This is a genomic window from Pseudomonas fragariae (ex Marin et al. 2024) (genome assembly GCF_059621105.1).
Genome location: NZ_CM184369.1, coordinates 5549584 through 5572606 on the forward strand (window position 1 = coordinate 5549584; position 23023 = coordinate 5572606).

Sequence of the window (23023 nt, forward strand, 5' to 3'; positions counted from 1 at the left end):
GTTAGGCTTATGCCGCTTCGTCGTACTGCAAGCGGAACTGGTTGAGCAGCGCGAACACGCGTAGGCCGTTGATGTAGTCAGGCGGGAACATCACGTTCACGCGGCTTGGGTCATTGCCGTCACGCTCGACGATCAGGTGCTGGGCGAACGTTTCGGCGTTCTCCACATGACCCTCTTCTTCAAGACGTGCGTACTGCGCAATCAACTCGCCACGGATGGTGCTCGGCGTGATGATCGGCTGACCGGCACCGAAGCGCGTGCCATCGTTGGCCAGCTTGTGGCGGCCGTACTTGCTGGTGATGATGCCTTGCAGGCGACGGATGATGAACGCCGACTGGTGCATGGTTTCGCTGTCCAGGTACGAGTTGTCAGCCTGGCCATAAGCGTTCTTCTGATAGGTGGTGATCGAACGCTGAATGCGCACGTAACCGCCTTCGTAGTACGCCGTGGCGATGCCGTAACGCAGCAGCGACTCACGCTCGGTCAGGGTGAAACGCTGACTGGCCGGAGCCGGATCGATGCCAGGCATGGTGCCGCTCTGGGTCGGACGGCTGGCGTCGGCAGAGATGAACACCGCCGTGCGCGCAGCCAGTGCAGCGGCTTGCAGCCAGACCGGTTGCGGAACACCGTTTTCCACACCCTGCAGGGTGATGTGCTGATCGTTGCGCAGTTGACCTGCGGCCACCAGCGTACCGACCGTGCCGCGCTTGGCGCTGTAAACGTGACCGTACAACTGACGCGCCCAGCTCCAGCGACCGGTGCTGTCGTCCATTGCCGCTTTCCAGGCATCCAGCGTAGCGGTGTCGGTCCAGGGCATGCAGATGAACTCGAACGGCTCATCGCCCAGCGCAGCCAGTGCCTTGAGCTGATCAGGCGTACCCACGCCGCCGGTCATGGCTGATACTGCCGCCGTCAGGCCAGCCGGAATGACTTCGCCATTGGTCTTGCCCTGGCGATTGAATTCCAGCTGGATGTCATTGCCGCTTGCCCCGCTCCATTTGCAGGAAAGGGTCAGCACGCCCGCTTCGACAGCCGCAGTGATCGGCAGGTCAGGCGTGGCATTGATCTTCACCGACAGTGCCGTGGCCGCCTGGGCAGCGGTTGCACCGTTAACGACAGTGGCCTGCACTCGCATGCCGCCGACATACAGGTTCAGCAGACCGGCTTCGGTCGCCGCCCCGGTGAGGGTAACTTTCGCACCGGCCTTGGCGCCTTCGGTATTGAGCAGCGGCAGGCACCAGACTTCGCCGGTGGGGTCCGCCTTGCGCCAGGTTTCATACATGGAGGCCAGCATGGAACCCTGACCGCCGATGTTTTTCGCCAGCGCCACACTCGGCACCAGCACCAGAGAGCCCAGTTCGGGGCCGGACACGTCGTCGTTGACCTGCGCAACGATCAGGCGACGCATGCTGGCCGACGCGCTGTTGGCGGCAGAGTTGTCCATCTCCGCATAAAACAGCGGCACGCGGACATCGGATGGAATGTTGTTAAAGCTGATAGCCATTGTTTGGCTTCCTCTTGGTTAAGCCGTGAAGGCTTGATGGGTGGTGGTGGATTGCTCGGTTTTGATGGTGATGTCGCCGTCGTTCTGACGACGCTGCCACCAGGCGTTGAAGGTCACCTGCCGGCCTTCGACGGGCAGCAAATCGCCCGCCTCCGGATCCGGCACAGTGCGGCCCTCGGCCGGTACTACAGTGATGCGTTGAGTCATGGGGTTACCTCTGCTGTGAACTTCGCTTCGATACGGCCATCAGGGCCGGGGGATTTCAGATTCGGATCTGCGGGGTCAACGCAGTCCATCTCGAGGGTGGCGCCGGTAAACCCGGGCAAACCATCCAGATACGCTTCGTGCCAGGTCTCGGCAGGCTGATCGGCGGTGTTGCGGCCCAACTGGAACTGCGCGGCAAAGCCGAAGCGGTACGTCACCCGGTCGCCGCTGATCTGCACCAGCGCGCCACCGGTGTATTGCATCGCGTCGTAATCGTGATCCGGGTTCCAGCCCACCAGTGCACGCCACAGTTCGGCGCGCAGGGCATGCAGTTGCTCACTGGCTTCCTGCCCGCGCTTGTCACCACCATCGAGCACCACCACGACATCGATCGTGTCGGTGATGTTCTGGCGAATGACGTTCTGCAAATCGTTGGCCGTGGACTGATCGCCAGTGGCAATCACGTAAGCCGACGGGTGAGCGAGCTGATCGCCGAGGGCGACCGCAGCCCAGTCGATACCGGCACTGATTCGCCCGGCAAAGCTCGGGCAGGTCGCCTGCAAATGGGCAACTATCGGGGTTATCTTCATAAGGAGTTCCGCGTGTGTTGGAGTGATCTGACGTGATGAATGCGCCTACTGGCTTACCTTGCCCAGCGCCTCATCCGCCTTGTCCGCCGCGCGACTGGCCGCATGCGCAGCCTGGCTGGCGATGGAGGCAGCCGTCTCGACCTTGTCCGCCGCCTGCGTTGTGGTTTCGGCCAGCCTGTCCAGGCGCCGGTCGCGTTTGCCCAGTGCTGCGTCATAGGCATTGCGAACCTCGGCGAGCTGCTGCGTATGCTCGGCATTGGCCGACCACTGCCCGGCCTGAAAACCGAGCATCAGGCAGCCAGCGATCAGCAGCATGGAAATCAACCAGACCTCCAGGCGCCGCCACCAATGGCGAGCGATGAAATCAATTGCGCATCTGTGCATCGTTTGCACCTCCGAGTTGGGATCGCAGCCGGGCTATTTCGGCGCTTTGCGTAGTGACCTTGTCGGTAAGCTGAACGATGTGGCTGGTGAGGGCTTCGATCTTGCCCTCCATCCGGCCAACCGCTGCGGCGAGTTCGTTGCGCTCCTTGGCGAACTGATCAGCCCGCGCTTCAGCCTCTTTGCGCGCCTGGCGCTCGGAGTCGAGCAGTTCATTGAGGCGGCGAACCGTGCCGATGTCCGCGTTGTCCATCGCCCGGTCTGTTGCATCTCTGGAAAGAAACTTGCGCAGCCATAAAAAGCCGCCAAGCAGAATTGTGCCCGTGCCGCCCAGCCAGGTAGCTGTGCCTGGGCCTAGGTCGGTTGGGTCCATGGGTACTCCGTAACAGGCTGGTGGACTCTCAAGGCCCTCGTTGATCGAAAGCCTGAACAAACTGGAAAGAGCCCCTTGATACGGGGCTCCGTTGTCGGGTCAGAACGGAATGACTTGCACCGTCATGCCTGTGCATAACCCCACAGGGCAATGCGCTCGGCAAAGTACGGTGTGACCAGTGCGACGGTCTGCGCCTGGTTGCTGGCTTCCAGGCTCATCTTTTCGCCATCGGTGCCGGGTCCTGTAACCCACAGCGTCACTGGCACCATTTCTGCCTTCGCTTTATCGAGCAGGTTTTTCAGCGCGGTGCGACCGGCAGCCGTTGGCGGAATCCCTGTTTCACCGATAAATGCGGCCATCTTGTTAGTCTTGGCATAGGTCAGAAACGGACCCACGATTTCATCGCGCAGAACGGTCGGCGAGATCAAATCGTTGTTATTGGCGTAGGCACCGCTGGAGCTTTTATCGTAATCGCCGTAAGCGTGGGCTTCCCAGACGATTGCATTGGCCGGATCGACAATCTTCGACTGAAGGTTGGCAGAGACGGTGGCCCAGTTTCTGGCGCTTGCAAACTCCAGCCCACAAATGAACACCGGCTTTTTCGAGCTATTGCGCAACGCCTGCAGCACGGTATTCATCGTGCTGATGTACAGCGCTTCAAGATCAGGCAACGTAATGTAGTCTTTGGCACCTGCCGTGGTATTCGAATACGGCTCGTTACCCAACCCCCAGCCCAGCACCATCGGATCGTCGCATTCAGTGACCAGCTTCTGGTGGAAGTTGGCCAGGTGAACGGCGCTCCAGAAAGTGCCGTTGACACCGTTCCCGTCCTTGATCAATACCGATTCGGTTGCCTTCCAGCCATTCTGATTACCGGCCTCTGCGGCAGGAAGAATGCGTCCGGTCAGCGTCCCGTTTGCATCTGTTTCGTAGCGATGCAACCGCATGTAGTGGTGCGGATCAGGAATGATTCTGGCCTCGCCGTTGGAGTCATCGCGAATCCAGCCAAGCATTTCTTTCCAGCGCTTCACAAAATCGGTGTTCAGGTTCGCCCCTTGGCCTGGCAGACCGTCCAGAGTCGACAGCTGAATGGCGCGCTGAAGTTCGAACGGGAACCGGATCAGACGCACGCCCCGGTTCTTGACCCAGGTCGTGATGGTTCCACGATTGGGCCACTGGTAATGAGTCCCGGCCTCGCCCGGCACGATCTGTCCGGCGTTCGCCACCGAACCCAGGTTGATACCTACCAGCGGAATATTCTTCAGCTGGCTGACAGCAGAACTGCTATTGGACATGATTGATACCTCTAGTTGGCACCGCGAGGCAGCAGCGACGCTGCTGTACCTCTTTCGCTCAACGGCGATAACTCGAGGCTCGCGGCCTTCACATGATTCAACGTCCCGCAGCGGGAACATTTGATCTGGAGCTCTGTGTATTCACCCATGCGGGCCAGCAGTTTCTTGCACTGCCCGCATCTAAAGTTTTTCAACATCTACATTGGCCTCCATGCGCCTGGCCCAATGAAAAACCCCGCCGAGGCGGGGTTTGAGGTGGGTCGCCAGTGACCGGTTGTGGCTGTTGATCAGCCTGTTTCCGGCTGCTGCCCTGAGGCGCAAATCGCATATCGTGGGACCTTTTTACCCCCCTCCGGAAAGCCTGGGAAGGGGCAGTTTCGGGGTGGGTCGAGTTTGACCGGAGTTCAACACGAGTTCGGCCACAGCTGTGCAATCGACCCGGATAAACGGCGTGAAACCGTGTCTTCATTCACCCTTGCGCAGCTTTGTCGGCGACGGCGTTGTTGCTTCTGGAAGCGCTGCGCTCGGCGAGAATCGCCAGCACTTGCTGGTGAAGCTTGTTGATCCAGTTGCGATAGGTGCGGTCTGCGCCCTCATTAATGCCCACTAGGCGCATCTGCTCGCGCACCGGCAACGACTCGACATAACGCAATGTCGCCAGCTGGGCCAGTTCGGGCCCGCGGCTCTTTGCCGGGCTGCGCGACAGCTGCGCAATGGCCGCCTCCACTTCGCTGCTTATATAGTCCAGACCGCTGCCATTGCCCACCAGCGCGCGCGAGCCGGGTGTGCGACGCGGAATGTACGCGCCCCATTCCATGATCCCGGCCATCGGACTGCTCAGCCCGCCGCCCAGACCAATGCGCATGCGCTGTTCACCCCAATGCTGCATCACGGCTTCTACTTTCTCGATCATTGTGTCTCTCCTGTAGGACCTTTCTGAAAAGCTGCGCAGCGTCTTTCGCTACACAGAACAAAGGCCTTACAATACATTTTGTATTTTTATGACACAACGAAGCATTACATTATGTATATTGCTCAACAACCTACAGCCTGTATGATTCGACGCATGAACAGAAAATGGTATGAAGTCGCAAGACAGGTCATGGAAACCCAGGAAATCAGCCAGGAAGAAATGGCTGAGCGGATGGGCGTGACGCCCGGCGCGGTAGGGCATTGGCTGAACGGCAAGCGTGAACCGAAGATCGAGGTCATCAATCGATTTCTGACCGAGCTCGGCCTGCCGATTCTCACCACCTCCATCCCGGCCAGCGAACCCGGCATGCACAACGTGGAGCCCACGGTGCAGCCTTCGCGTTTCTATCGCTATCCGGTCATCAGCTGGGTCGAGGCCGGTGGCTGGAGTGAGGCCGTCGAGCCCTACCCTGCCGGCTATTCGGACACTTTCGAGATCAGCGACTATAAAGCCAAGGGCAGAGCTTTCTGGCTGGTAGTGCGTGGTGACTCGATGACCGCGCCCGCAGGGCAGAGCATTCCCGAAGGCATGTTGATTCTGGTCGACACCGGAATCGAGCCCACTGCCGGCAAGCTGGTCATCGCCAAACTGCCGGAAAGCAACGAGGCCACCTTCAAAAAACTGGTCGAAGACGCCGGACGCTACTTTCTCAAGCCGCTGAACCCCGCCTACCCGACCCTTGCGGTGACCGAGGAGTGCAAACTGATCGGCGTCATCAGGCAGATGACCATGCGCCTCTGAATCCCGGCACGCCCCGCCCAAGCCCCGATAATCGGGGCTTTTTCATGCGCCACTGTTTCAGTCCGGGCAGGTGTCCGTGTAGGAAACATTTGTAGCTTGCGTGAGAAACACCCCTCAATTACTGTATGCACATACAGTAAAAAGGAGTTCACTCATGCTCAAGCAGTTCCCCGACACCTCGCAACATGACGCTTATCTGGCCTTGGCACAGCGGATTCAAGACGCTATCACCAGTGACAAGGCCCAGATCGAGCATCAGGTCCTCCTGATCAGGGAGCCTGGCGAGTCGGTGGCCCACTGGGAGCGCATCATGGATCAGATCAGCGAGGCCGACGGCATCAACGTAACCCGCAGCTCTGAAAACGGCACTGCCCACGTGTTCTGGTACATCGATTCCCTGTGATGCGGACTATACAGATCGTATTTAAAATACAAACTGTATTGTCACGACGCGCTACATATCGTATTGTTTGTCTGCACCCCATTTCGGGAGTACTCACATGCAAACCACAGGGAGTCATGGAATGAACGAAATACTGGATCAACTCCGCAAAGAATTCGCCACGCCGTGCCCTTCGCTGAGCGCCGTCAGAGAGCGTTATTTTTCGCACCTGTCGAACGACAGAAATCTGCTGCGCAAGATCAACGCAGGGCGCATCGACTTGAAGGTCAGCCGTACAGGCGGCAGTCGTCAGGGGCACCCCTTCGTGTACCTGCACGACCTGGCCAACTACCTGAGCGCCATCGTGACCAACAGGGCCGCCTGAGGTCAAAAAAGCACCGCCGCAGCGCGATAATGTTCATCGAACTTTGCAGTCATGAAAAATCTTGCTACGTTTCCGGTACAAAACAAAAACAATCGGGATCCGTTCATGACCAAGACATCGAGGCGCTGGCCCTTCGCGGCCTGCCTGTTATCGCTTGCCTGCGGCACCGCTGCTGCCGCGCCCTATTCGACCATGGTGGTGTTCGGTGACAGCCTGGCCGATGCCGGGCAGTTTCCCGACACCGCCGGGCCCAGAGGCTCTACGCTTCGGTTCACCAATCGGGTCGGCCCCACTTATCAGGACGGCAGTGGAGAGGTGTTCAACCTGAACTCGTCGACGCTGATCGGCAGGATGCTCGGTGTGCCGGCAGGAGATCTGGCGGCTTCCACGTCGCCGGTCAATGCTGCGCTGGGCGCACCCGATGGCAATAACTGGGCAGTCGGCGGCTATCGGACCGACCAGATTCTTGACTCGATCAACTCGCAATCCACCGTCGTCGACCCGAACACCGGCACATTGCTGCGCAGCCGGACCGGTTATCTGCCCGCCAACGGTTTTCGCGCCGACCCCAACGCGCTTTATTACCTGACCGGAGGCGGCAACGACTTCCTGCAGGGTCGTGTGTTGAGTGCCAGCAGCGCCGCGCAAGCTGCCAATCAGCTGGCTGACAGCGCGCAAGCCCTGCAACAGGCCGGTGCGCGCTACATCATGGTCTGGTTGCTGCCGGATATCGGTAAAACGCCAGCCTTGAGCGGTTCGCCACTGGCTTCGGCAACTTCCGCACTCAGCGCGGGCTTCAATCAGCAGTTAGTCAGCCGACTGGCGCAGATCAATGCCCAGATCATTCCGCTGAATGTTCCATTGCTGATCAATGAAGTCCTCGCCGAACCGGCACGCTTCGGGTTCGATCCCAACGAGAATCTGGTCAGTACCTGTTTCAGCGGCAATAGCTGCCGGGAAAGCACCACCAACGGCCGGTCCAGTGCGACGCCGAATCCAAACCGGCTGTTCTTCAACGATCGCGTGCATCCGACCGAGGCCGGGCAGAGGTTGCTGGCCGACTACGCCTACTCGCTGCTTTCGGCCCCCTGGGAAATCTCCCTGCTGCCGGAAATGGCCAATGGCACGCTGCGCATGCATCAGGACGAGATCCGCGCCCAGTGGCTCAGCGACTGGGGCAACTGGCAAGGCATAGGACAGTGGCAGAGCATGCTTTCGGCAGGCGGTCAGAAAATGGACTTCGACGCGCAGGACAGTTCGGCTGATGCTGACGGAAGAGGCTATAACCTGACCATCGGCGGCAGCTACCGATTTGCCGAAAACTGGCGCACTGGGGTTGTCGCCGGGGCGTATCGCCAGAGTCTCGAGGCAGGGCCAAGGGATTCGGACTACAAACTCAACAGCTACATCGCCACTGCGTTCCTGCAGTATCAGGCCAACCACTGGTGGGGTGATCTGGCGGTGTCGGGCGGCAAACTGGACTACGAAAATGCCGAGCGCAAGTTCGCGCTGGGCGTCAGCGAAGGTCAGGAAAAAGGCGATACCGACGGCGAAATGTGGGCTGTCAGCGGGCGGGTCGGTTTCGACATCGCGGGCCCGACCAGTCGCTGGCATCTGTCGCCTTTCGTCAGCGCCGATTACGCGCACATCGATGTCGACGGCTACTCGGAAAAAGGCGACCGCTCGACCGCGCTGACCTTCAGTGACCAGACGCGCAAATCGCGGCGTGCTGGCGTGGGTGTGCAGGGCAAATTCCAGGTGACACCGAGCACACAGGTATGGGGCGAAGTGGCCCATGAAAGGGAGTTCGAGACCGATCAGCAGGACGTGACCATGGCGCTCAACAGCGTCCAGTCAGTCGGTTTCACGCTGCAAGGCTACACGCCGCAACGCGATTTGAACCGGGCCACGCTGGGCGTCAGCCAGAAGCTGACTCAGGACCTGACACTGCGCGGCAATTACAACTGGCGCAAGAACGACGACGTGACCCAGCAAGGGGTGAATGTTGCGTTGAGTCTGAGTTTCTAGACTGCCCGCAGGAGGGAGCGTGAGGAACGATAATCTGACTATCGTGCCCATGCTCCGCGTGGGCATGCCGTTCTGGACGCTTCGCGTCCTGTCCTGAGAGCTGCGGCGCGGCGCAAATCTGTGACGCGGAGCGTCACCCGCGGCATTCCCACGCTGGAGCGTGAGGAACGATAGCTCTCCAACTACCGTTCATTACCAGAGCAGCAAGCCTGACTATCGTGCGACGCTCCGCGTCGCATGCCGTTCTGGACGCTCCGCGTCCTGTCCTGACTCTGCGGCGCGGCGCAGATCTGTGACGCGGAGCGTCACCCACGGCATTCCCACGCTGGAGCGTGAGGAACGATAGCTCTCCAACTACCGTTCATTACCAGAGCAGCAAGCCTGACTATCGTGCGACGCTCCGCGTCCTATCCTGAGAACTGCGGCGCGGCGCAAATCTGTGACGCGGAGCGTCACCCGCGGCATTCCCACGCTGGAGCGTGAGGAACGGTAGCTCTCCAACTACCGTTCATTACCAGAGCAGCAAGCCTGACTATCGTGCGACGCTCCGCGTCGCATGCCGTTCTGGACGCTCCGCGTCCTGTCCTGACTCTGCGGCGCGGCGCAGATCTGTGACGCGGAGCGTCATCCACGGCATTCCCACGCGGGAGCGTGAGAAACGATAATCTCAACTATCGTGGGATGCTCTGCGTCCGCTTTGAGACGCAGAGCAGCAAGCCTGCTCAACCCTCGGCAGGCTGCGAGGCCAGGGCTACGGCGCGGAACATGGCGCGGCGTTTGTTCAGGGTTTCTTCCCATTCCAGCACTGGCACGGAGTCGGCGACAATGCCGCCGCCGGCCTGTACATGCAGCTCACCATCCTTGATCACCGCAGTCCGAATCGCAATCGCCGTGTCCATGTTGCCGTTCCAGGCCAGGTAACCGACTGCGCCGCCATAGACGCCGCGTTTGACCGGCTCCAACTCGTCGATGATTTCCATGGCGCGGATCTTCGGCGCCCCGGACAGGGTGCCCGCCGGCAGAATCGCGCGCAGCGCGTCCATCGCGCTCAACCCGCTTTTCAACTGGCCTGTGACGTTGGATACGATGTGCATGACGTTGGAATAACGCTCGATGACCATTTTCTCGGTCAGTTTGACCGTGCCAATCTCGGACACCCGACCGGTATCGTTGCGGCCGAGATCGATGAGCATCAAGTGCTCGGCGATTTCCTTGTGATCGGAGAGCAGGTCTTCTTCCAGCGCGCGATCCGCCTCTTCGGTGGCGCCGCGAGGACGAGTACCGGCGATCGGACGCACAGTGATCAGATTGTCCTCGACCCGCACCAGCACTTCCGGCGAACTGCCGACGACATGGAAGTCGCCGAAGTTGAAGAAATACATATAAGGCGTCGGGTTGAAGCAGCGCAGCGCCCGATACAGATCGATCGGCGCGGCGCTGAAATCGATGGACATGCGCTGCGACGGTACAACCTGCATCACGTCGCCGGCGAGGATGTACTGCTTGATCGTATCGACCGCCGCCTCGTAATCGTCCTGGGTAAAGCTGGAACGAAACACCGGGTCGGCCGCCGGCGGCCGGTCCAGATCAAGGCCGCGGCGCGGCGTGATCGGCTGACGCAGCTTGTGCATCAGTTCATCGAGCTGTGCAACACCACTCGCGTAAGCGTCCTGTTGCGCCGGATCGATCAGCACGATGGCGTGCATCTTGCCCGCCAGGTTGTCGAACACCACGACCGCGTCAGACACCATCAACAGGATATCCGGCACGCCCAGCGGGTCGGGATTCGGGCAGTTGGCCAGACGCTTCTCGACATAGCGCACACAGTCATAGCCAAAGTAGCCCACCAGCCCGCCGTTGAAGCGTGGCAGCCCGGCAATGGTCGGCACGTTGTAACGCGCCTTGAAGGTTTCGACGAAGTCCAGCGGGTCTTCGACATCCAGGCTTTCGATCTCGACGCCATCATGGGTCACGCTGACGTGATGACCATGCACGCGCATCACGGTGCGGCACGGCAGGCCGATGATCGAATAACGCCCCCACTTCTCGCCGCCCTGCACCGACTCCAGCAGATAGGAGTTGGGCTGATCGGCAAGCTTGAGGTAGATCGACAGCGGCGTGTCGAAGTCGGCCAGGGTTTCGCGGGCAAGCGGGATGCGGTTGTAGCCTTCGGCGGCCAAACGCAGGAATTCTTCACGGTTCATGAGCAACCTCGTGGTTTGAGGACAAAACGGTCAGTAAGGCAAACGTGCCGGCAGGCCGGCCAGAATCAGGTCAGGCGCGCCAACGCCAGCGGGCCAGGGCCTTGATGACTTTCATCCAGAGTTTGCGAGTGACCACCACGATGGATTCTCTTGAGGAGGGACGTTTGATGTCGGGCAACAGTATCTCAGCGTCCATGTCCAGGCAACCGGGAATCAGTCTGCGCAGATCATCGATGACCATCGCCGGGTTTTCCTCGGCAATCGGTCGCCCGTGGTTGTAGCCATAGCTCAACGCGACGCAGGCCACACCGGCAGCCTTGGCAGCCTGCACGTCACTGCGCGAGTCGCCGACGAACAGCGATTGCGAGGCAGGTGCACCAGCCATTTTCATCACGAAGAACAGTGCAGCAGGATCAGGCTTTTTCTGCGGCATGGTGTCACCGCCGACAATCCAGCGAAAGAAACGCCCCAGCTTCATCTCGTCCAGCAGCGGCGCGACGAAGCGCTCCGGCTTGTTGGTGATGAGCGCCATTTCGACACCCATTTTCTGCAGCCACTTGAGGGTTTCGCGCACGCCGGGGTAGACCACGGTGAATTTATGCTTTTGTGCATAAGCGCGCATGAAGATTTCCAGGCCCTGCTCGGCCAGGGCGTCATCGACTCCACTGTGGTCGAGGTTGTTGGCCAGCGCGCGGCGTACCAGCACCGGCGCACCGTTGCCCACCCAGGCCCGCACCGATTCCAGCCCGGCGATCGGACGCCCCAGTTCAGAGAGCATGGTGTCCACCGCCACGGCCAGATCGGGCACCGAGTCCACCAGGGTGCCGTCCAGGTCGAACATGATCAGCTTGGGAAGCTTGCCTGCAAACAACTGCTCGAAGCCGCTCATGCGCGGGATGACGCCAGTTCTGTGCGCATCTTTTCGATCACTTCGCGGTAGTCCGGCGCATTGAAAATGGCTGAACCGGCGACGAAGGTATCAGCACCTGCCGCTGCGATTTCGCGGATATTGTTGACGTTCACGCCGCCGTCGATTTCCAGGCGGATGTCGCGTCCGGAAGCATCGATCAGGGCGCGCGCTTCACGCAGCTTGTTGAGCGTACCGGGAATGAACTTCTGCCCGCCGAAACCGGGGTTGACGCTCATGAGCAGGATCATGTCGACCTTGTCCATGACGTATTCGAGCAGGTTCAACGGCGTGGCCGGGTTGAACACCAGGCCCGCCTTGCAGCCACCCTCGCGGATCAACTGCAGCGAACGGTCGATGTGCTGGGTCGCTTCCGGGTGAAAGGTGATGTAGGTGGCACCGGCCTCGATGAAGTCGCCGATGATGCGATCCACCGGGCTGACCATCAGGTGCACGTCAATCGGTGCAGTGACGCCATATTTGCGCAGCGCGCTGCACACCATCGGACCAATGGTCAGGTTCGGGACGTAGTGATTGTCCATGACATCGAAGTGGACAAAGTCGGCGCCGCTGGACAGCACGTTGTCGACTTCCTCACCCAGACGGGCGAAGTCAGCGGAAAGAATCGATGGGGCAATAACGAAGGGCTGCATGACGCACCTGTTTGAGCAGAATCACGGTGCGCGGATTGTACGCCAAGCTTCGCCCGGAGCGGTAAGCTTCGAGCCTCAAGCCTCAAGCTTCAAGCCTCAAGCCTCAAGCCTCAAGCCTCAAGCTTCAAGCTTCAAGCTTCAAGCATTTTGATTTGCTTCTGCTTGTAGCTTGTAGCTTGTAGCTTGTAGCTTGTAGCTTGTAGCTTGTAGCTAGCAGCTTGCAGCTTGCAGTCACTGCGCCGTTCGCAGTTTTTCGCTGCGCCCCCTCAGCCACTCCAGCACCAGCAGCAAGACCACCGAGAAGCCGATCAGCAGGGTCGCAGCGGCGGCGATGGTCGGGCTGAGGTTTTCGCGAATGCCGCTGAACATCTGCCGAGGCAGGGTCGCCTGTTCCGGCCCGGCGAGGAACAGCGTGACCACCACTTCGTCGAACGAGGTCGCGAAGGCGAACAGCGCGCCGGAAATCACCCCCGGCGCAATCAGCGGCAGCGTCACGCGCCGGAACGCGGTCAGCGGCGATGCACCGAGGCTGGCAGCAGCGCGCACCAGGTTGTGATTGAAGCCCTGCAAAGTAGCCGACACGGTGATGATCACGAACGGCACGCCCAGCACCGCATGGACCAGAATCAGCGAGGTGTAGCTATTGCCCAGGCCCAGTGGCGCGAAGAACAAGTAGCTGGCGACGCCGACGATCACCACCGGCACCACCATCGGCGAGATCACCAGGGCCATGACCAGCGCCTTGCCGGGGAAGTTGCCGCGGGTCAGGCCGATCGCCGCCAGCGTGCCGAAGCCCATCGCCAGCAGGGTCGCAGCCGGGGCGACAATCATGCTGTTCTTCAGCGCGCGCATCCACTCGGCAGAGTTGAAGAAGTCCTGATACCACTGCAACGAGAAGCCTTGCAGCGGATAGACCAGAAAGCTGCCGGAGTTGAATGACAGCGGCACGATGACCAATACCGGCAGCACAAGAAACAGCAGCACCAGCGTGCAGATGATGCGCAAGGTGTAATACCAGAGGCGCTCGATCGGCGATGTGTAAGGGTTCAGCATGGTCACGCTCCTCAGCTCAGACGCAGGCGGCTGGCGCCGACCAGCCAGCTATAAATCAGGTACAGCACGATGGTCGCCAAAAGCAGCAGCCCGCCAAGCGCGGTGGCCATGCCCCAGTTGATGCTGGTGTTGGTGTAGAACGCGACGAAATAGCTGACCATCTGATCGTTCGGGCTGCCCAGCAACGCCGGGGTGATGTAGTAGCCGATCGACAGAATGAACACCAGCAGACAGCCGGCACCGATCCCGGCGTAGGTCTGCGGGAAGTACACGCGCCAGAAGCTCGCAAACGGATGGCAGCCCAGCGAAATCGCCGCGCGCATGTAGGTCGGGGAAATGTTCTTCATCACGCTGTAGATCGGCAGGATCATGAACGGCAGCATGATGTGCACCATCGAGATGTACACGCCGACGCGGTTGAAGACCAGCTCCAGCGGCTTGTCGATGATGCCCATCGCCAGCAAGGCACTGTTGATCAGACCGCTGGACTGCAACAACACGATCCAGGCAGCCACGCGCACCAGAATCGAGGTCCAGAACGGCAGCAACACCAGAATCATCAGCAGGTTGCTCTGCCGCGCAGGCAGGCTGGCCAGCAGATAGGCCAGCGGATAAGCCAGCACCAGACAGATCGCGGTAATCACCAGGCCCATCCAGAACGTGCGGGCGAAGATGTCCAGATAGATCGCCTGGTCCGGAGTCGCCGGGGCGATTTCGCCGAGGTCATCGACACGATGGTCGACCGCCGCCAGCAGGTAATACGGGGTGATGCTGCTGGTATTGCGGCGCACCGCCTGCCAATAGGCCGGGTCGCCCCAACGCTCGTCCAGCGCTTCGAGTGCTTCTTTATAAGAGGCCGGCTCAGTCTTGAACGGCAGCGCGCGGGCGGTCTTGCTCAGCAGGCTGCGGTATCCGGCCAGCTCGATGTTCAGACGCTTGGACAGATCACCCAGCGTGGAATTCTTGCGCGTTTCGGCCAGGTCCAGGCTCATTGCCTTGTAGACCGACTCGGGCGGCAGCCCTTTACCATCCCACTTTTGTACTTCGACCACGGTGGTCGGCAGCGCAGTCACGACTTCGGGGTTGCCGACGCTCTTGTACAGCAGCGCAGCGATGGGCACGAGAAACACCAACAGCAGGAAAATCACCAACGGCGCGATCAGTGCCTGAGCCTTCCAGCGGTTGACCCGCTCGGCGCGAGCGAGACGTTGCTTCAAGTTAGGGCTGGCGCCTTCAGTCAAGGGCACGGCGATGGCCATAGCGAACTCCGGAATCTTTCAACGAGGGGGCGCTCCCCGCTTCAGGGAGCGCCCGGTTCTGACTCAACGCAAACGGATTACTTGGCAGCCCAGGCAGTGAAACGCTGCTCGAGGGATTCGCCGTTGTCGGTCCAGAACGCCACGTCCATCTGCACCTGATCCTTGATGTTCTCAGGCGTGGTCGGCATGTTCTGCAGGGTTTCCTTGTCCAGCAGCTTGACCGCCTGGGTGTTGGCCGGGCCGTAGGCGATGTTCTGCGAGTAGGTCTTCTGCTGCTCGGGGCTCAGCATGTAGGCGATGAACTTCTTCGCGGCATCGGCGTTTTTCGAACCCTTCGGGATGGCCCAGGCGTCGAAGTCATACACGCCACCGGTCCACACGACTTTGAGGTTGCTTTCCTTCTGCACGGCGGCGATCCGGCCGTTGTAGGCCGAGCTCATCACCACGTCACCGGAAGCGAGGTACTGCGGCGGCTGTGCGCCAGCTTCCCACCACTGAATGCTTGGCTTGAGCTCATCCAGCTTTTTGAACGCGCGGTCCTGGCCGTCTTTGCTGGCCAATACCTTGTAGACGTCTTTCGGCGCAACGCCGTCGGCCATCAGGGCGAATTCCAGGGTGTACTTGGCGCCTTTGCGCAGGCCGCGCTTGCCCGGGAATTTCTTGGTGTCCCAGAAATCGGCCCAGCCGCTGGGTGCAGTGCTGACCTTGTCAGCGTTGTAGGCCAGCACGGTGGACCAGACGAAGAAGCCGGCACCGCAGGTGGTGATGGCGCCAGGCACGAAGTCAGCGGCATTGCCCAGCTGTTTCGGGTCCAGCTCTTCGAACATGTCTTCGTCGCAACCACGCGCCAGTTCCGGCGATTCGACTTCTACCAGGTCCCAGGAAACGCTTTTGGTGTCGACCATGGTTTTGACCTTGGCCATCTCCCCGTTGTACTCACCGGCGATGATCTTGCCGTTGCCAGCCTTTTCCCAAGGCGCGTAGAAGGCCTTTTCCTGAGCGGCCTTGTTGGCACCGCCAAAGGAGATGACGGTCAGGTCGGTGGCTGCCATGGCTTGCGCCGCGCACATCATGCCCAACGTGATGGCGGTGAACTTCAAAGATTTCAACATGTGTTCTTTTCTCCACGAGCAGTGTTGGTAAGCGATTGGGATGGGCGATCAGGTCGCCTCTGTTATTGCTTTTGTCGGTAGATCAATGCACTTGCTGCAAGGGGTCGAGCGCTCGGACGTGCTCGACTTGCCAGCCGATGGGCACCACGTCGCCCACGCTCAGGCCGGGGTCCAGTTCGGCAATCGGCTGTTTGACGAAGAAGTCGTGCTTGCCTGCCACTTCCAGACGCACGCGAACGTGGTCGCCCAGATAGATGAACTCGGCCACACGACCGGAAAAACGGTTGGCGCAGCTCTCGCTGCGGCCATTGAGGTTGATGCGCTCGGGACGGATCGACAGGGTGACCGGGCCACCTGGCTGACCGACATTGATTGCCAGCGCGTGGACTTTTTCGCCACGCTCCAGCTCGACCACACAGCGGTCGCCGTCCTGACTGACCAGACGTCCGTTGAGGCGGTTGTTCTCGCCGATGAAGTTGGCGACGAAGGTGTTCTTCGGTTCTTCGTACAAGCTGCGGGGCGGCGCGATCTGCTGGATCTCGCCCTGATGGAAGACCGCGACCCGGTCCGACATGGTCAGCGCTTCGCCCTGGTCGTGAGTCACATAGACCACGGTCACACCCAGGCGCTGGTGCAAGTGCTTGATCTCCATCTGCATGTGTTCGCGCAGCTGCTTGTCGAGGGCGCCGAGCGGCTCATCCATCAGCACCAGTTGCGGTTCGAAGACCAGCGCACGCGCCAGCGCAACGCGCTGCTGCTGGCCACCGGACAGCTGCGCCGGATAGCGATGCGCAAAGGTATCGAGCTGGACCATGCCCAGTGCCTTTTTGACCTTCTCGCCGACGTCGGTCTTGCTCATGCCACGCACCGATAACGGGAACGCCAGGTTCTCGGCCACGGTCATGTGCGGAAACAAGGCGTAGTTCTGGAACACCATGCCGATGTCGCGTTTATGCGGTGGCACGTTGTTGATGGCGCGGCCACCGAGGAGGATTTCACCGGCCGTCGGTGTCTCGAAACCGGCCAGCATCATCAGGCTGGTGGTCTTGCCGGAGCCGGAAGGACCGAGCAGGGTCAGGAACTCGCCCTTGCGAATGTCCAGGTTGAGGTCTTTGACGATCAGTGCTTCGCCGTCGTAGCTCTTCTGCACACCACGAAAGCTGACCAGAACATCATTTGCTCCAGCGCTTGTATCGACGTCGCTCATTACCCACACCCTTGTTTTGTCTGCGTGGGCTCCAGCCTAGAGCAGCCCGAAGCCCCCGCAAATCGGTGGCCGGGAGAGAATCGCCTAGGCCGGCTGGAAGGCCAGGGGTAGGGATTGCCCTACAGAGATGGCGCGATTGGATAAGTCGGCTCAGGCATCCTTCTCGACGCACTGCGTTGCAAGAGGACGCAGAGCGTCCCGAACGGCATGCCCACGCGGAGCATGGGCACAATAGTGCTCTCAAGGACGCCTATCGTTCCGCACGCTCAGCGTGGGAATGCGGGTCTCGACGCACTGCGTCGCAAGAGGACGCAGAGCGTCCCGAACGGTATGCCCACGCGGAGCATGGGCACAATAGTGTTCTCAAGGACGCCTATCGTTCCGCACGCTCCGCGTGGGAATGCAGGTCTCGACGCTCTGCGTCGCAAGAGGACGCAGAGCGTCCCGAACGGTATGCCCACGCGGAGCATGGGCACAATAGTGTTCTCACGGACGCCTATCGTGCCGGGTGTCGTTTTCAGACTCAGAGCAGCTTGTGCTCCATCGCGTACTTGACCAGATCGGCCAGCGAGTTGAGTTTCATTTTTTGCATCAGCCGGGCCTTGTGGGTGCTGATGGTCTTGCTGCTCAAGGCCAGTTGCTGAGCGATGTCGTTGACGTTGGCGCCCTGGGCAAGGCGCTCGAACACCGAAAACTCGCGCTCCGACAGCAGCGAGTGCAGAGGCCGGCTGTCGGTGAGACCCACTTCAAAGACCATGCGGTCGGCCAGGTCCGGGTCGATATAACGACCGCCGGCCGCCACCCGGCGAATGGCCGTCAGCAGCAGCGCCGGGTCGCTGTCCTTGGTGGCATAACCTGCTGCGCCGACCTTCAGGGCACGCGCGGCCATCTGCGCCTCATTGTGCATCGACAGCACCAGAATGGCCGGCGGGTTGGTCAGTGCGAGAATCCTCGGTATCGCCTCGAGGCCATTGACGCCGGGCATGGAGATATCCAGCAGCACCACTTCGCAGGCCACATGACGCAGGGTTTCGAGCAACTGTTCGCCGTTGCTGGCCTCGCCCACCACCTGCAGATCCCTGGCCAGGCCAATCAATTGCTTGATCCCTTCACGCACGATGGTGTGGTCTTCGGCTACCAAAACACGAATCACTGTCTTCGCTCCTGTGCGAGGGTGTCCAGCGGGATATAGGCGCGCAAGGTTGTGCCCTCACCCACCTCGCTGTCCAGCTCCAGTCTGCCGCCGAGCATCAGCACCCGCTCGCGCATCCCGACCAGACCGAACGAAACCGCCCTGCCCGACTCGATGACAAAGCCCTGCCCGTCATCAGCGATGCTCATGCACATCATGCCGTCCTGCAGCGTCAGGCTGATCTCTACCGTGTGCGCGCGGGCATGGCGCATCACGTTGGTCAGCGCCTCCTGAAGGATGCGGAACATGCCCGTAGCCCTGGCATCGCTGAGCGCCGGGAGATTGTCCGGCACCTGCACCAGGCACGGAATCTGCGTACGCGCCTCGAAACGGCGTGCCTGCCATTCGATGGCCGAAGCGATACCGGCGTCGAGAATCGGTGGGCGCAAGGCCGTGGCAACATCGCGCACCAGTTGAAACAACTGAGCGATCAGACGCTTCATGCTGTCCAGCCGCTCGCTCAGGCTAGGGTCGAGGTCGGCATAGGCCAGCTCGCACATCGACGTCTCGAGCTTCAATACCGTCAGCATCTGACCCAGCTCGTCGTGAACCTCGCGGGCAATATGCGCCTTCTCTTCTTCACGCACGCTTTCCAGATGCGCTGACAACTCACGTAACAGATCATGCGCGCGGCGCCGCTCGCTGACGTCAGTGAGGAACACCACCAGGTATTCAGCGTCACGAAAGCGCAGGAAGCTCAACGAGACATCGACAGGCAGCAGGCTGCCATCGGCGCGCAGGCAATGGGTCTCGAACACTTGCGGGCTGTCTTCGCTGGAACGCGCGCTCTTCCACAGGTTGAGCCAGCGATCCATGTGCAGACCGGGCTCGAAATCGATCAGCGGGCGCTCGACCACCTGCCCCGGCGCATAGCCCAGCATGGATTCCGCCGCCCGGTTGGCGTAACGCACGCGGCTGTCCCAGTTGACCCACAGAATGCCGACGGTGCTTTGATCAATGGAAAACTGCGCCAGGCGCAGCGCCTCCTCCTCTTCGACACGGCGGGCGAGTTCTTCACGCGCAGCCAGCAGCTCCTGCTCCAGCGCCTGCTGCTGGCGACGCTGCCAGATCACGATGGCGAAACACGCCAGCAACATCACCAGCAGCAGAATGCACAGGTTCTTCCAGAGTTTGGTCGACTCGATGAAGTGGGACGGGGTCAGCGGCATCCAGCGCGCGTGCAACTGCTCCAGCTCCTTGGCAGGGATCGCTCGCAACGCTTCGCTGACGATGGCGGCCAGCTCCGGCATGTCGCGTCGTGAAGCCACACGCAACAATTGCGGCAGCCCGATATCCCCCACCACCGCCAACCCGGCGAACTCCGGCTCGCGCAGCAGACGACTGAGTTGCGCTTCGTCCACCACGGCATAACGAGCTTGCTGGCTGAGCAACAGCTGCAAGGCCTGGCGCTCCAGCGGCACGCCTTGCAGGTTGAGGTGCGCAAAGTTGCTGCGCAGGTAGTCGGCCGTGGTACTGGGCATGCGTACCGCGACGCGCGAAAGGCTGTCGAGTTTCTCCAAGTCCACGGCAGTGCTGCCATCACGTTCGCCGATCAACAGCTGCGAAACACGCAGATACGGGTCGGAAAACAACCACAGACGCAGGCCTGCGGGGGTTTGCATCAAGCCGGGCGCAACGTCGATTTCCCCCTTGGCCAGCGCGTTCTCCAACGCGCTCTGGTCAGGAAAATTCCGCCACAGCAAGTCGACCGGCAGCGTCGCCGCCAGCGCATTCATCAGGTCGACGTTGGCACCGGACAACTGCTGCAAGCGTTGATCGAACTGCGCGTAAGGCGCGCGCAGTACCAGCCCTACGCGCAAGGGTCCGTGCTGGTCGAGCCAGTTGCGTTGCGCTGCGCTCAACTGCGCAACGGCAGGTGTTTGAGGTTCGTCAGCCTGCGTATTCGCCATCTGAGCCATCAAGAGCAAGGCCAGGCAGCCGATAAAACCGGTACGCAGAAGACGAATCATCAGTATGTCGCTCTCGTGTGTGCGTATCACGGCCGTGTGCCGCGCAGGCTCAGGCCTGACAAAAGCCGATCAACCCATTAGGCTGCCGGGATAGTTTCTGGCTTGGAATATCCGATGTCCTACACCTTTCGCGCAACGTTTCCTGCATTGTTTCTGTCATTGATACTGCCTTGCGCCTTGCCTGCCCTCGCAGCCGACCCGGCGCCTGCCCCGGCCAAGGACGCGGCTGCAGAAGCGCCCGTCGAAAGAGCCCCGCTGCTCAGCCGCTCGCAGGAAGACGCAATAGCGCTGGAACGTCAATTGCCGCGCGAAGATCAGCAACAACTTCAGGCTGGAGACGACAGCTTTCTCGCGCTCTGGAAACCCGCCAACACTGAGGCCCCTGAAGGCGCGGTCATCATTGTGCCTGGCGACGCCGAGTCACCGGACTGGCCCGACGCTGTCGGCCCGCTGCGACGCAAGTTTCCGGATGTCGGCTGGTCGAGCCTGAGCATCACCCTGCCGGACCCGCTCGACAACACGCCGGGAGCACGCGAGCCCGATGCTGCTCCAGCAGATGCAAACACCGCCAAAGCCACTGACGCACCGAAGGAAACCCCCAAGGACGCCACCGCGACGGCAAAAGACCCGGCCGCAGAAGCCGAGGCCCTGGCTGCGGCTGAAACGGCCAAGGCTGCTGCCGACGAAGCGCTCGACAAGGCTCAGGCCGAGCGCATCTTCGCGCGGATCGAAAGTGCGATCAGCTTTGCGCAGCAGAACAAAGCACGCAGTATCGTGTTGATCGGCCACAGCAGCGGCGCGTACTGGGCGGCCAGGTTCCTCAATGAGCGGACATCGCCTGTGGTGCAGAAACTGGTGATGCTGGCGGCGCGTGAGCCTATGAATGCCAAGCCTTCGCTGTTGGACATGGTGCCTCAGCTGAAAGTAAAGGCCGTCGACTTCATCTACAAAAACTCACCTGACGAGGCCGCGAAGGCCCGCCTGCAGGCCAGTAAACGCACCAAGGGGCCAGGCTTTACCCAGATCGGCCTGATCAACATCGCCGGCAGCGGAGATACCGAACAAGAGCAGCTATTCCGCCGTGTTCGTGGCTGGATAGACGCCAAAGAGGAAAAATAAGCGCCACACGCACCAGCAGGTTCAGTTGAACCCGCGTCGGGCTTTGACCACCCGATAGGCATTGTGCAACTCGCTGGTCTTCTCGGTCGCCACCCGCACTTGCTGAGGATTGGCGCCCGAACCGGCAATCTTGTCAGGATGATGGCGGCTGAGCAGACGCCGATAGGCGCGCTTGATGCTCAAAGGATCGGTGTCCGACCTTACCCCCAGCAGCGTCATCGCACTTTTGTAGTCGTCGCCGCTGCTGATCGGCGAGCGCTTCATGGGGTCGTGGTCAGCAGCCAGCGCCTCGACTTGCGGCCCTGTCCAGCCAAGCCACATCCCCCATACCCCGATCAGCTCGCGCTCGACCCGAGAAGCCTTGCCGTCCGCCCAGGCCATCCGCCAGCAGGCACGCAACATATCTTCGGCAATGTCCGGCTGCCCTTGCAGACCACGCAGATAACTGCGCAGGCCATCGCTGCCATCGCGGCCGCGCTTGAAGGCGTTGATGGCGCGCAACTGATCCGTCTCGTTCAGATTCAAACGGCGCATCTCGATACGTGCCTGGTGGATATGACTGGCCAGAACCCGTCCGCCACTTTTGGCCAGACGGCCCAGCAACACAAACAGCAGGTCATTCTGGGGGATCGTTGCACGTCCACCCAGGCGCTCACGCAGATGCGCCCAACTCTGCAGTTTCAGGCGCCGATCCAGCGCCTGACCCAATAGAGCGCCGAGCATCGCGCCTGGAATGCTGGCAATTGCATAACCGACTCCAGCGCCGATCAATGTGCCGGGCCAGAGCATTCAGCGAGTCTCCGCAAGCATCTGCTCGACTTCAGCCAGACGCTCGTGGGTGCCGACATCGACCCAGCGCCCTCTGTAGTGCTCACCCGTGACCAGCCCCTTATGCATCGCCTCGCGCAACAGCGGCGCGAGCTTGAACGCGCCGGGCTCGCAGTTGGCAAACAGCTGTGGATGGAGGATGGCGATACCGCTGTAGGTCAGCCGCTGCCCCGCCGAATCGTCGTCGCGCACCTGACCATCGACCAGCGAGAAATCACCTGTCGGATGATGCGCGGGGTTATCGACCAGTACCAGGTGCGCAAGGCCTTCAAGCGGCACGCGCAATGCGCCGAAGTCGTAATCGGTCCAGATATCCCCGTTGATCACCACGAACGGCTCCAGGCCAAGCAATGGCAACGCCCGCTGTATGCCGCCTCCCGTTTCCAGCGGCAGACCTTCGGGCGAGTAACGGATGCTCAGGTCGAAACGCTGACCGTCGCCCAGGTAATCCTCGATCTGCTGGCCCAGCCACGCATGGTTGATGACCAACTGGTGAAACCCTGCATTGCGCAAGGCGTTCAGGTGGTATTCGATCAACGGTACATCCCCGACACGCACCAACGGTTTGGGCGTGTGCAGGGTCAACGGGCGCATTCGCTCGCCTTTACCGGCAGCGAGAATCATCGCTTTCATGCAGTCCTCTTCGACACAATCAAGATCTTT

General features: G+C 60.8%; 24 protein-coding genes. 5 read left to right on the plus strand and 19 right to left on the minus strand.

Going from position 1 to position 23023, the window contains the following annotated elements; genetic code table 11:
• Positions 1-7 precede the first annotated feature (7 nt).
• The 8 genes from AC54XV_RS24140 to AC54XV_RS24175 all read right to left on the minus strand — a co-directional run bounded on the left by AC54XV_RS24140 (position 8) and on the right by AC54XV_RS24175 (position 5260).
• Positions 8-1504: a phage tail sheath subtilisin-like domain-containing protein gene (locus AC54XV_RS24140; RefSeq protein WP_003401998.1), complete on the minus strand. Its 1497-nt coding sequence runs from the start codon at positions 1502-1504 to the stop codon at positions 8-10.
• Positions 1505-1522: 18 nt separating this feature from the next.
• Entirely contained in the window at positions 1523-1711 is a 189-nt protein-coding gene (locus AC54XV_RS24145) for a DUF2635 domain-containing protein (protein WP_003394899.1), read from the minus strand.
• A complete protein-coding gene (locus tag AC54XV_RS24150) occupies positions 1708-2298 on the minus strand; it encodes a phage tail terminator protein (RefSeq protein WP_011269116.1) in 591 nt (196 codons plus the stop codon). Before AC54XV_RS24150 ends, AC54XV_RS24145 begins: the two co-directional genes overlap by 4 nt.
• A gap of 45 nt (positions 2299-2343) precedes the next feature.
• A complete protein-coding gene (locus tag AC54XV_RS24155; protein ID WP_011269117.1) occupies positions 2344-2682 on the minus strand; it encodes a lipoprotein in 339 nt (112 codons plus the stop codon).
• Positions 2663-3052: a hypothetical protein gene (locus AC54XV_RS24160; RefSeq protein WP_003411734.1), complete on the minus strand. Its 390-nt coding sequence runs from the start codon at positions 3050-3052 to the stop codon at positions 2663-2665. The genes AC54XV_RS24155 and AC54XV_RS24160 overlap by 20 nt, the downstream gene beginning before the upstream one ends.
• A gap of 122 nt (positions 3053-3174) precedes the next feature.
• Positions 3175-4347 carry a cellulase family glycosylhydrolase gene (locus tag AC54XV_RS24165; RefSeq protein WP_024639983.1) on the minus strand — a complete coding sequence of 391 codons (1173 nt, stop codon included), beginning with the start codon at positions 4345-4347 and terminating at the stop codon, positions 3175-3177.
• An 11-nt stretch (positions 4348-4358) separates the two neighbouring features.
• Positions 4359-4544 carry a Com family DNA-binding transcriptional regulator gene (locus AC54XV_RS24170; protein WP_011269119.1) on the minus strand — a complete coding sequence of 62 codons (186 nt, stop codon included), beginning with the start codon at positions 4542-4544 and terminating at the stop codon, positions 4359-4361.
• A 272-nt stretch (positions 4545-4816) separates the two neighbouring features.
• On the minus strand, positions 4817-5260 hold the full coding sequence (locus AC54XV_RS24175) for a hypothetical protein (protein ID WP_024652211.1): 444 nt from the start codon (positions 5258-5260) through the stop codon (positions 4817-4819).
• Positions 5261-5449: 189 nt separating this feature from the next.
• Here AC54XV_RS24175 and AC54XV_RS24180 point away from each other — a divergent pair, with 189 nt between their 5' ends.
• The 4 genes from AC54XV_RS24180 (at position 5450) to estP (ending at position 8856) form a co-directional block, all read left to right on the plus strand.
• Positions 5450-6061, plus strand: a complete 612-nt coding sequence (locus AC54XV_RS24180) for a LexA family protein (RefSeq protein ID WP_024639984.1) — start codon at positions 5450-5452, stop codon at positions 6059-6061.
• A gap of 154 nt (positions 6062-6215) precedes the next feature.
• Complete coding sequence (locus AC54XV_RS24185; protein ID WP_496717267.1) at positions 6216-6464, plus strand: DUF1654 domain-containing protein; 249 nt, start codon at positions 6216-6218, stop codon at positions 6462-6464.
• A 121-nt stretch (positions 6465-6585) separates the two neighbouring features.
• Positions 6586-6828, plus strand: coding sequence for a pyocin activator PrtN family protein (locus tag AC54XV_RS24190; RefSeq protein WP_003316268.1), 243 nt, complete (start codon positions 6586-6588; stop codon positions 6826-6828).
• 105 nt (positions 6829-6933) lie between these two features.
• Complete coding sequence (estP, locus tag AC54XV_RS24195; protein ID WP_096104107.1) at positions 6934-8856, plus strand: esterase EstP; 1923 nt, start codon at positions 6934-6936, stop codon at positions 8854-8856.
• A 722-nt stretch (positions 8857-9578) separates the two neighbouring features.
• Here estP and trpE read toward each other — a convergent pair.
• From trpE to AC54XV_RS24240, 9 genes are all read right to left on the minus strand, one after another.
• Positions 9579-11060, minus strand: coding sequence for an anthranilate synthase component I (gene trpE, locus AC54XV_RS24200; RefSeq protein WP_003402019.1), 1482 nt, complete (start codon positions 11058-11060; stop codon positions 9579-9581).
• A gap of 70 nt (positions 11061-11130) precedes the next feature.
• Entirely contained in the window at positions 11131-11949 is an 819-nt protein-coding gene (locus AC54XV_RS24205; protein WP_496717270.1) for a phosphoglycolate phosphatase, read from the minus strand.
• Positions 11946-12620 carry a ribulose-phosphate 3-epimerase gene (rpe, locus tag AC54XV_RS24210; RefSeq protein WP_003304938.1) on the minus strand — a complete coding sequence of 225 codons (675 nt, stop codon included), beginning with the start codon at positions 12618-12620 and terminating at the stop codon, positions 11946-11948. Before rpe ends, AC54XV_RS24205 begins: the two co-directional genes overlap by 4 nt.
• A gap of 231 nt (positions 12621-12851) precedes the next feature.
• The gene (locus tag AC54XV_RS24215; protein WP_024638077.1) at positions 12852-13673 is read right to left on the minus strand and encodes an ABC transporter permease; all 822 of its coding nucleotides are present in this window, start codon (positions 13671-13673) and stop codon (positions 12852-12854) included.
• 11 nt (positions 13674-13684) lie between these two features.
• A complete protein-coding gene (locus tag AC54XV_RS24220; protein ID WP_003402025.1) occupies positions 13685-14932 on the minus strand; it encodes an ABC transporter permease in 1248 nt (415 codons plus the stop codon).
• 77 nt (positions 14933-15009) lie between these two features.
• Complete coding sequence (locus AC54XV_RS24225) at positions 15010-16044, minus strand: polyamine ABC transporter substrate-binding protein (protein WP_024642212.1); 1035 nt, start codon at positions 16042-16044, stop codon at positions 15010-15012.
• A gap of 82 nt (positions 16045-16126) precedes the next feature.
• The gene (locus tag AC54XV_RS24230; protein ID WP_011269125.1) at positions 16127-17251 is read right to left on the minus strand and encodes an ABC transporter ATP-binding protein; all 1125 of its coding nucleotides are present in this window, start codon (positions 17249-17251) and stop codon (positions 16127-16129) included.
• A gap of 523 nt (positions 17252-17774) precedes the next feature.
• Entirely contained in the window at positions 17775-18404 is a 630-nt protein-coding gene (locus tag AC54XV_RS24235; protein WP_003341145.1) for a response regulator, read from the minus strand.
• Positions 18401-20413, minus strand: coding sequence for a sensor histidine kinase (locus AC54XV_RS24240; RefSeq protein WP_240884899.1), 2013 nt, complete (start codon positions 20411-20413; stop codon positions 18401-18403). Before AC54XV_RS24240 ends, AC54XV_RS24235 begins: the two co-directional genes overlap by 4 nt.
• Positions 20414-20527: 114 nt before the next feature.
• On the opposite strand from AC54XV_RS24240, the gene AC54XV_RS24245 reads away from it, so the two are divergent.
• Positions 20528-21532 carry an alpha/beta hydrolase family protein gene (locus tag AC54XV_RS24245; protein ID WP_024651923.1) on the plus strand — a complete coding sequence of 335 codons (1005 nt, stop codon included), beginning with the start codon at positions 20528-20530 and terminating at the stop codon, positions 21530-21532.
• 21 nt (positions 21533-21553) lie between these two features.
• On the opposite strand, the gene AC54XV_RS24250 is transcribed toward AC54XV_RS24245, so the two are convergent.
• Entirely contained in the window at positions 21554-22321 is a 768-nt protein-coding gene (locus tag AC54XV_RS24250) for a DnaJ domain-containing protein (protein WP_024639774.1), read from the minus strand.
• A complete protein-coding gene (murU, locus tag AC54XV_RS24255) occupies positions 22322-22993 on the minus strand; it encodes an N-acetylmuramate alpha-1-phosphate uridylyltransferase MurU (RefSeq protein WP_024639775.1) in 672 nt (223 codons plus the stop codon).
• Positions 22994-23023 lie beyond the last annotated feature (30 nt).

Bases quoted from the DNA above. Each gene is read 5' to 3' on its own strand.
- AC54XV_RS24140 (WP_003401998.1), bottom strand. From the start codon at position 1,504: ATGGCTATCAGCTTTAACAACATTCCATCCGATGTCCGCGTGCCGCTG.
- AC54XV_RS24145 (WP_003394899.1), bottom strand. From the start codon at position 1,711: ATGACTCAACGCATCACTGTAGTACCGGCCGAGGGCCGCACTGTGCCG.
- AC54XV_RS24150 (WP_011269116.1), bottom strand. From the start codon at position 2,298: ATGAAGATAACCCCGATAGTTGCCCATTTGCAGGCGACCTGCCCGAGC.
- AC54XV_RS24155 (WP_011269117.1), bottom strand. From the start codon at position 2,682: ATGCACAGATGCGCAATTGATTTCATCGCTCGCCATTGGTGGCGGCGC.
- AC54XV_RS24160 (WP_003411734.1), bottom strand. From the start codon at position 3,052: ATGGACCCAACCGACCTAGGCCCAGGCACAGCTACCTGGCTGGGCGGC.
- AC54XV_RS24165 (WP_024639983.1), bottom strand. From the start codon at position 4,347: ATGTCCAATAGCAGTTCTGCTGTCAGCCAGCTGAAGAATATTCCGCTG.
- AC54XV_RS24170 (WP_011269119.1), bottom strand. From the start codon at position 4,544: ATGTTGAAAAACTTTAGATGCGGGCAGTGCAAGAAACTGCTGGCCCGC.
- AC54XV_RS24175 (WP_024652211.1), bottom strand. From the start codon at position 5,260: ATGATCGAGAAAGTAGAAGCCGTGATGCAGCATTGGGGTGAACAGCGC.
- AC54XV_RS24180 (WP_024639984.1), top strand. From the start codon at position 5,450: ATGGAAACCCAGGAAATCAGCCAGGAAGAAATGGCTGAGCGGATGGGC.
- AC54XV_RS24185 (WP_496717267.1), top strand. From the start codon at position 6,216: ATGCTCAAGCAGTTCCCCGACACCTCGCAACATGACGCTTATCTGGCC.
- AC54XV_RS24190 (WP_003316268.1), top strand. From the start codon at position 6,586: ATGAACGAAATACTGGATCAACTCCGCAAAGAATTCGCCACGCCGTGC.
- estP (WP_096104107.1), top strand. From the start codon at position 6,934: ATGACCAAGACATCGAGGCGCTGGCCCTTCGCGGCCTGCCTGTTATCG.
- trpE (WP_003402019.1), bottom strand. From the start codon at position 11,060: ATGAACCGTGAAGAATTCCTGCGTTTGGCCGCCGAAGGCTACAACCGC.
- AC54XV_RS24205 (WP_496717270.1), bottom strand. From the start codon at position 11,949: ATGAGCGGCTTCGAGCAGTTGTTTGCAGGCAAGCTTCCCAAGCTGATC.
- rpe (WP_003304938.1), bottom strand. From the start codon at position 12,620: ATGCAGCCCTTCGTTATTGCCCCATCGATTCTTTCCGCTGACTTCGCC.
- AC54XV_RS24215 (WP_024638077.1), bottom strand. From the start codon at position 13,673: ATGCTGAACCCTTACACATCGCCGATCGAGCGCCTCTGGTATTACACC.
- AC54XV_RS24220 (WP_003402025.1), bottom strand. From the start codon at position 14,932: ATGGCCATCGCCGTGCCCTTGACTGAAGGCGCCAGCCCTAACTTGAAG.
- AC54XV_RS24225 (WP_024642212.1), bottom strand. From the start codon at position 16,044: ATGTTGAAATCTTTGAAGTTCACCGCCATCACGTTGGGCATGATGTGC.
- AC54XV_RS24230 (WP_011269125.1), bottom strand. From the start codon at position 17,251: ATGAGCGACGTCGATACAAGCGCTGGAGCAAATGATGTTCTGGTCAGC.
- AC54XV_RS24240 (WP_240884899.1), bottom strand. From the start codon at position 20,413: ATGATTCGTCTTCTGCGTACCGGTTTTATCGGCTGCCTGGCCTTGCTC.
- AC54XV_RS24245 (WP_024651923.1), top strand. From the start codon at position 20,528: ATGTCCTACACCTTTCGCGCAACGTTTCCTGCATTGTTTCTGTCATTG.
- AC54XV_RS24250 (WP_024639774.1), bottom strand. From the start codon at position 22,321: ATGCTCTGGCCCGGCACATTGATCGGCGCTGGAGTCGGTTATGCAATT.
- murU (WP_024639775.1), bottom strand. From the start codon at position 22,993: ATGAAAGCGATGATTCTCGCTGCCGGTAAAGGCGAGCGAATGCGCCCG.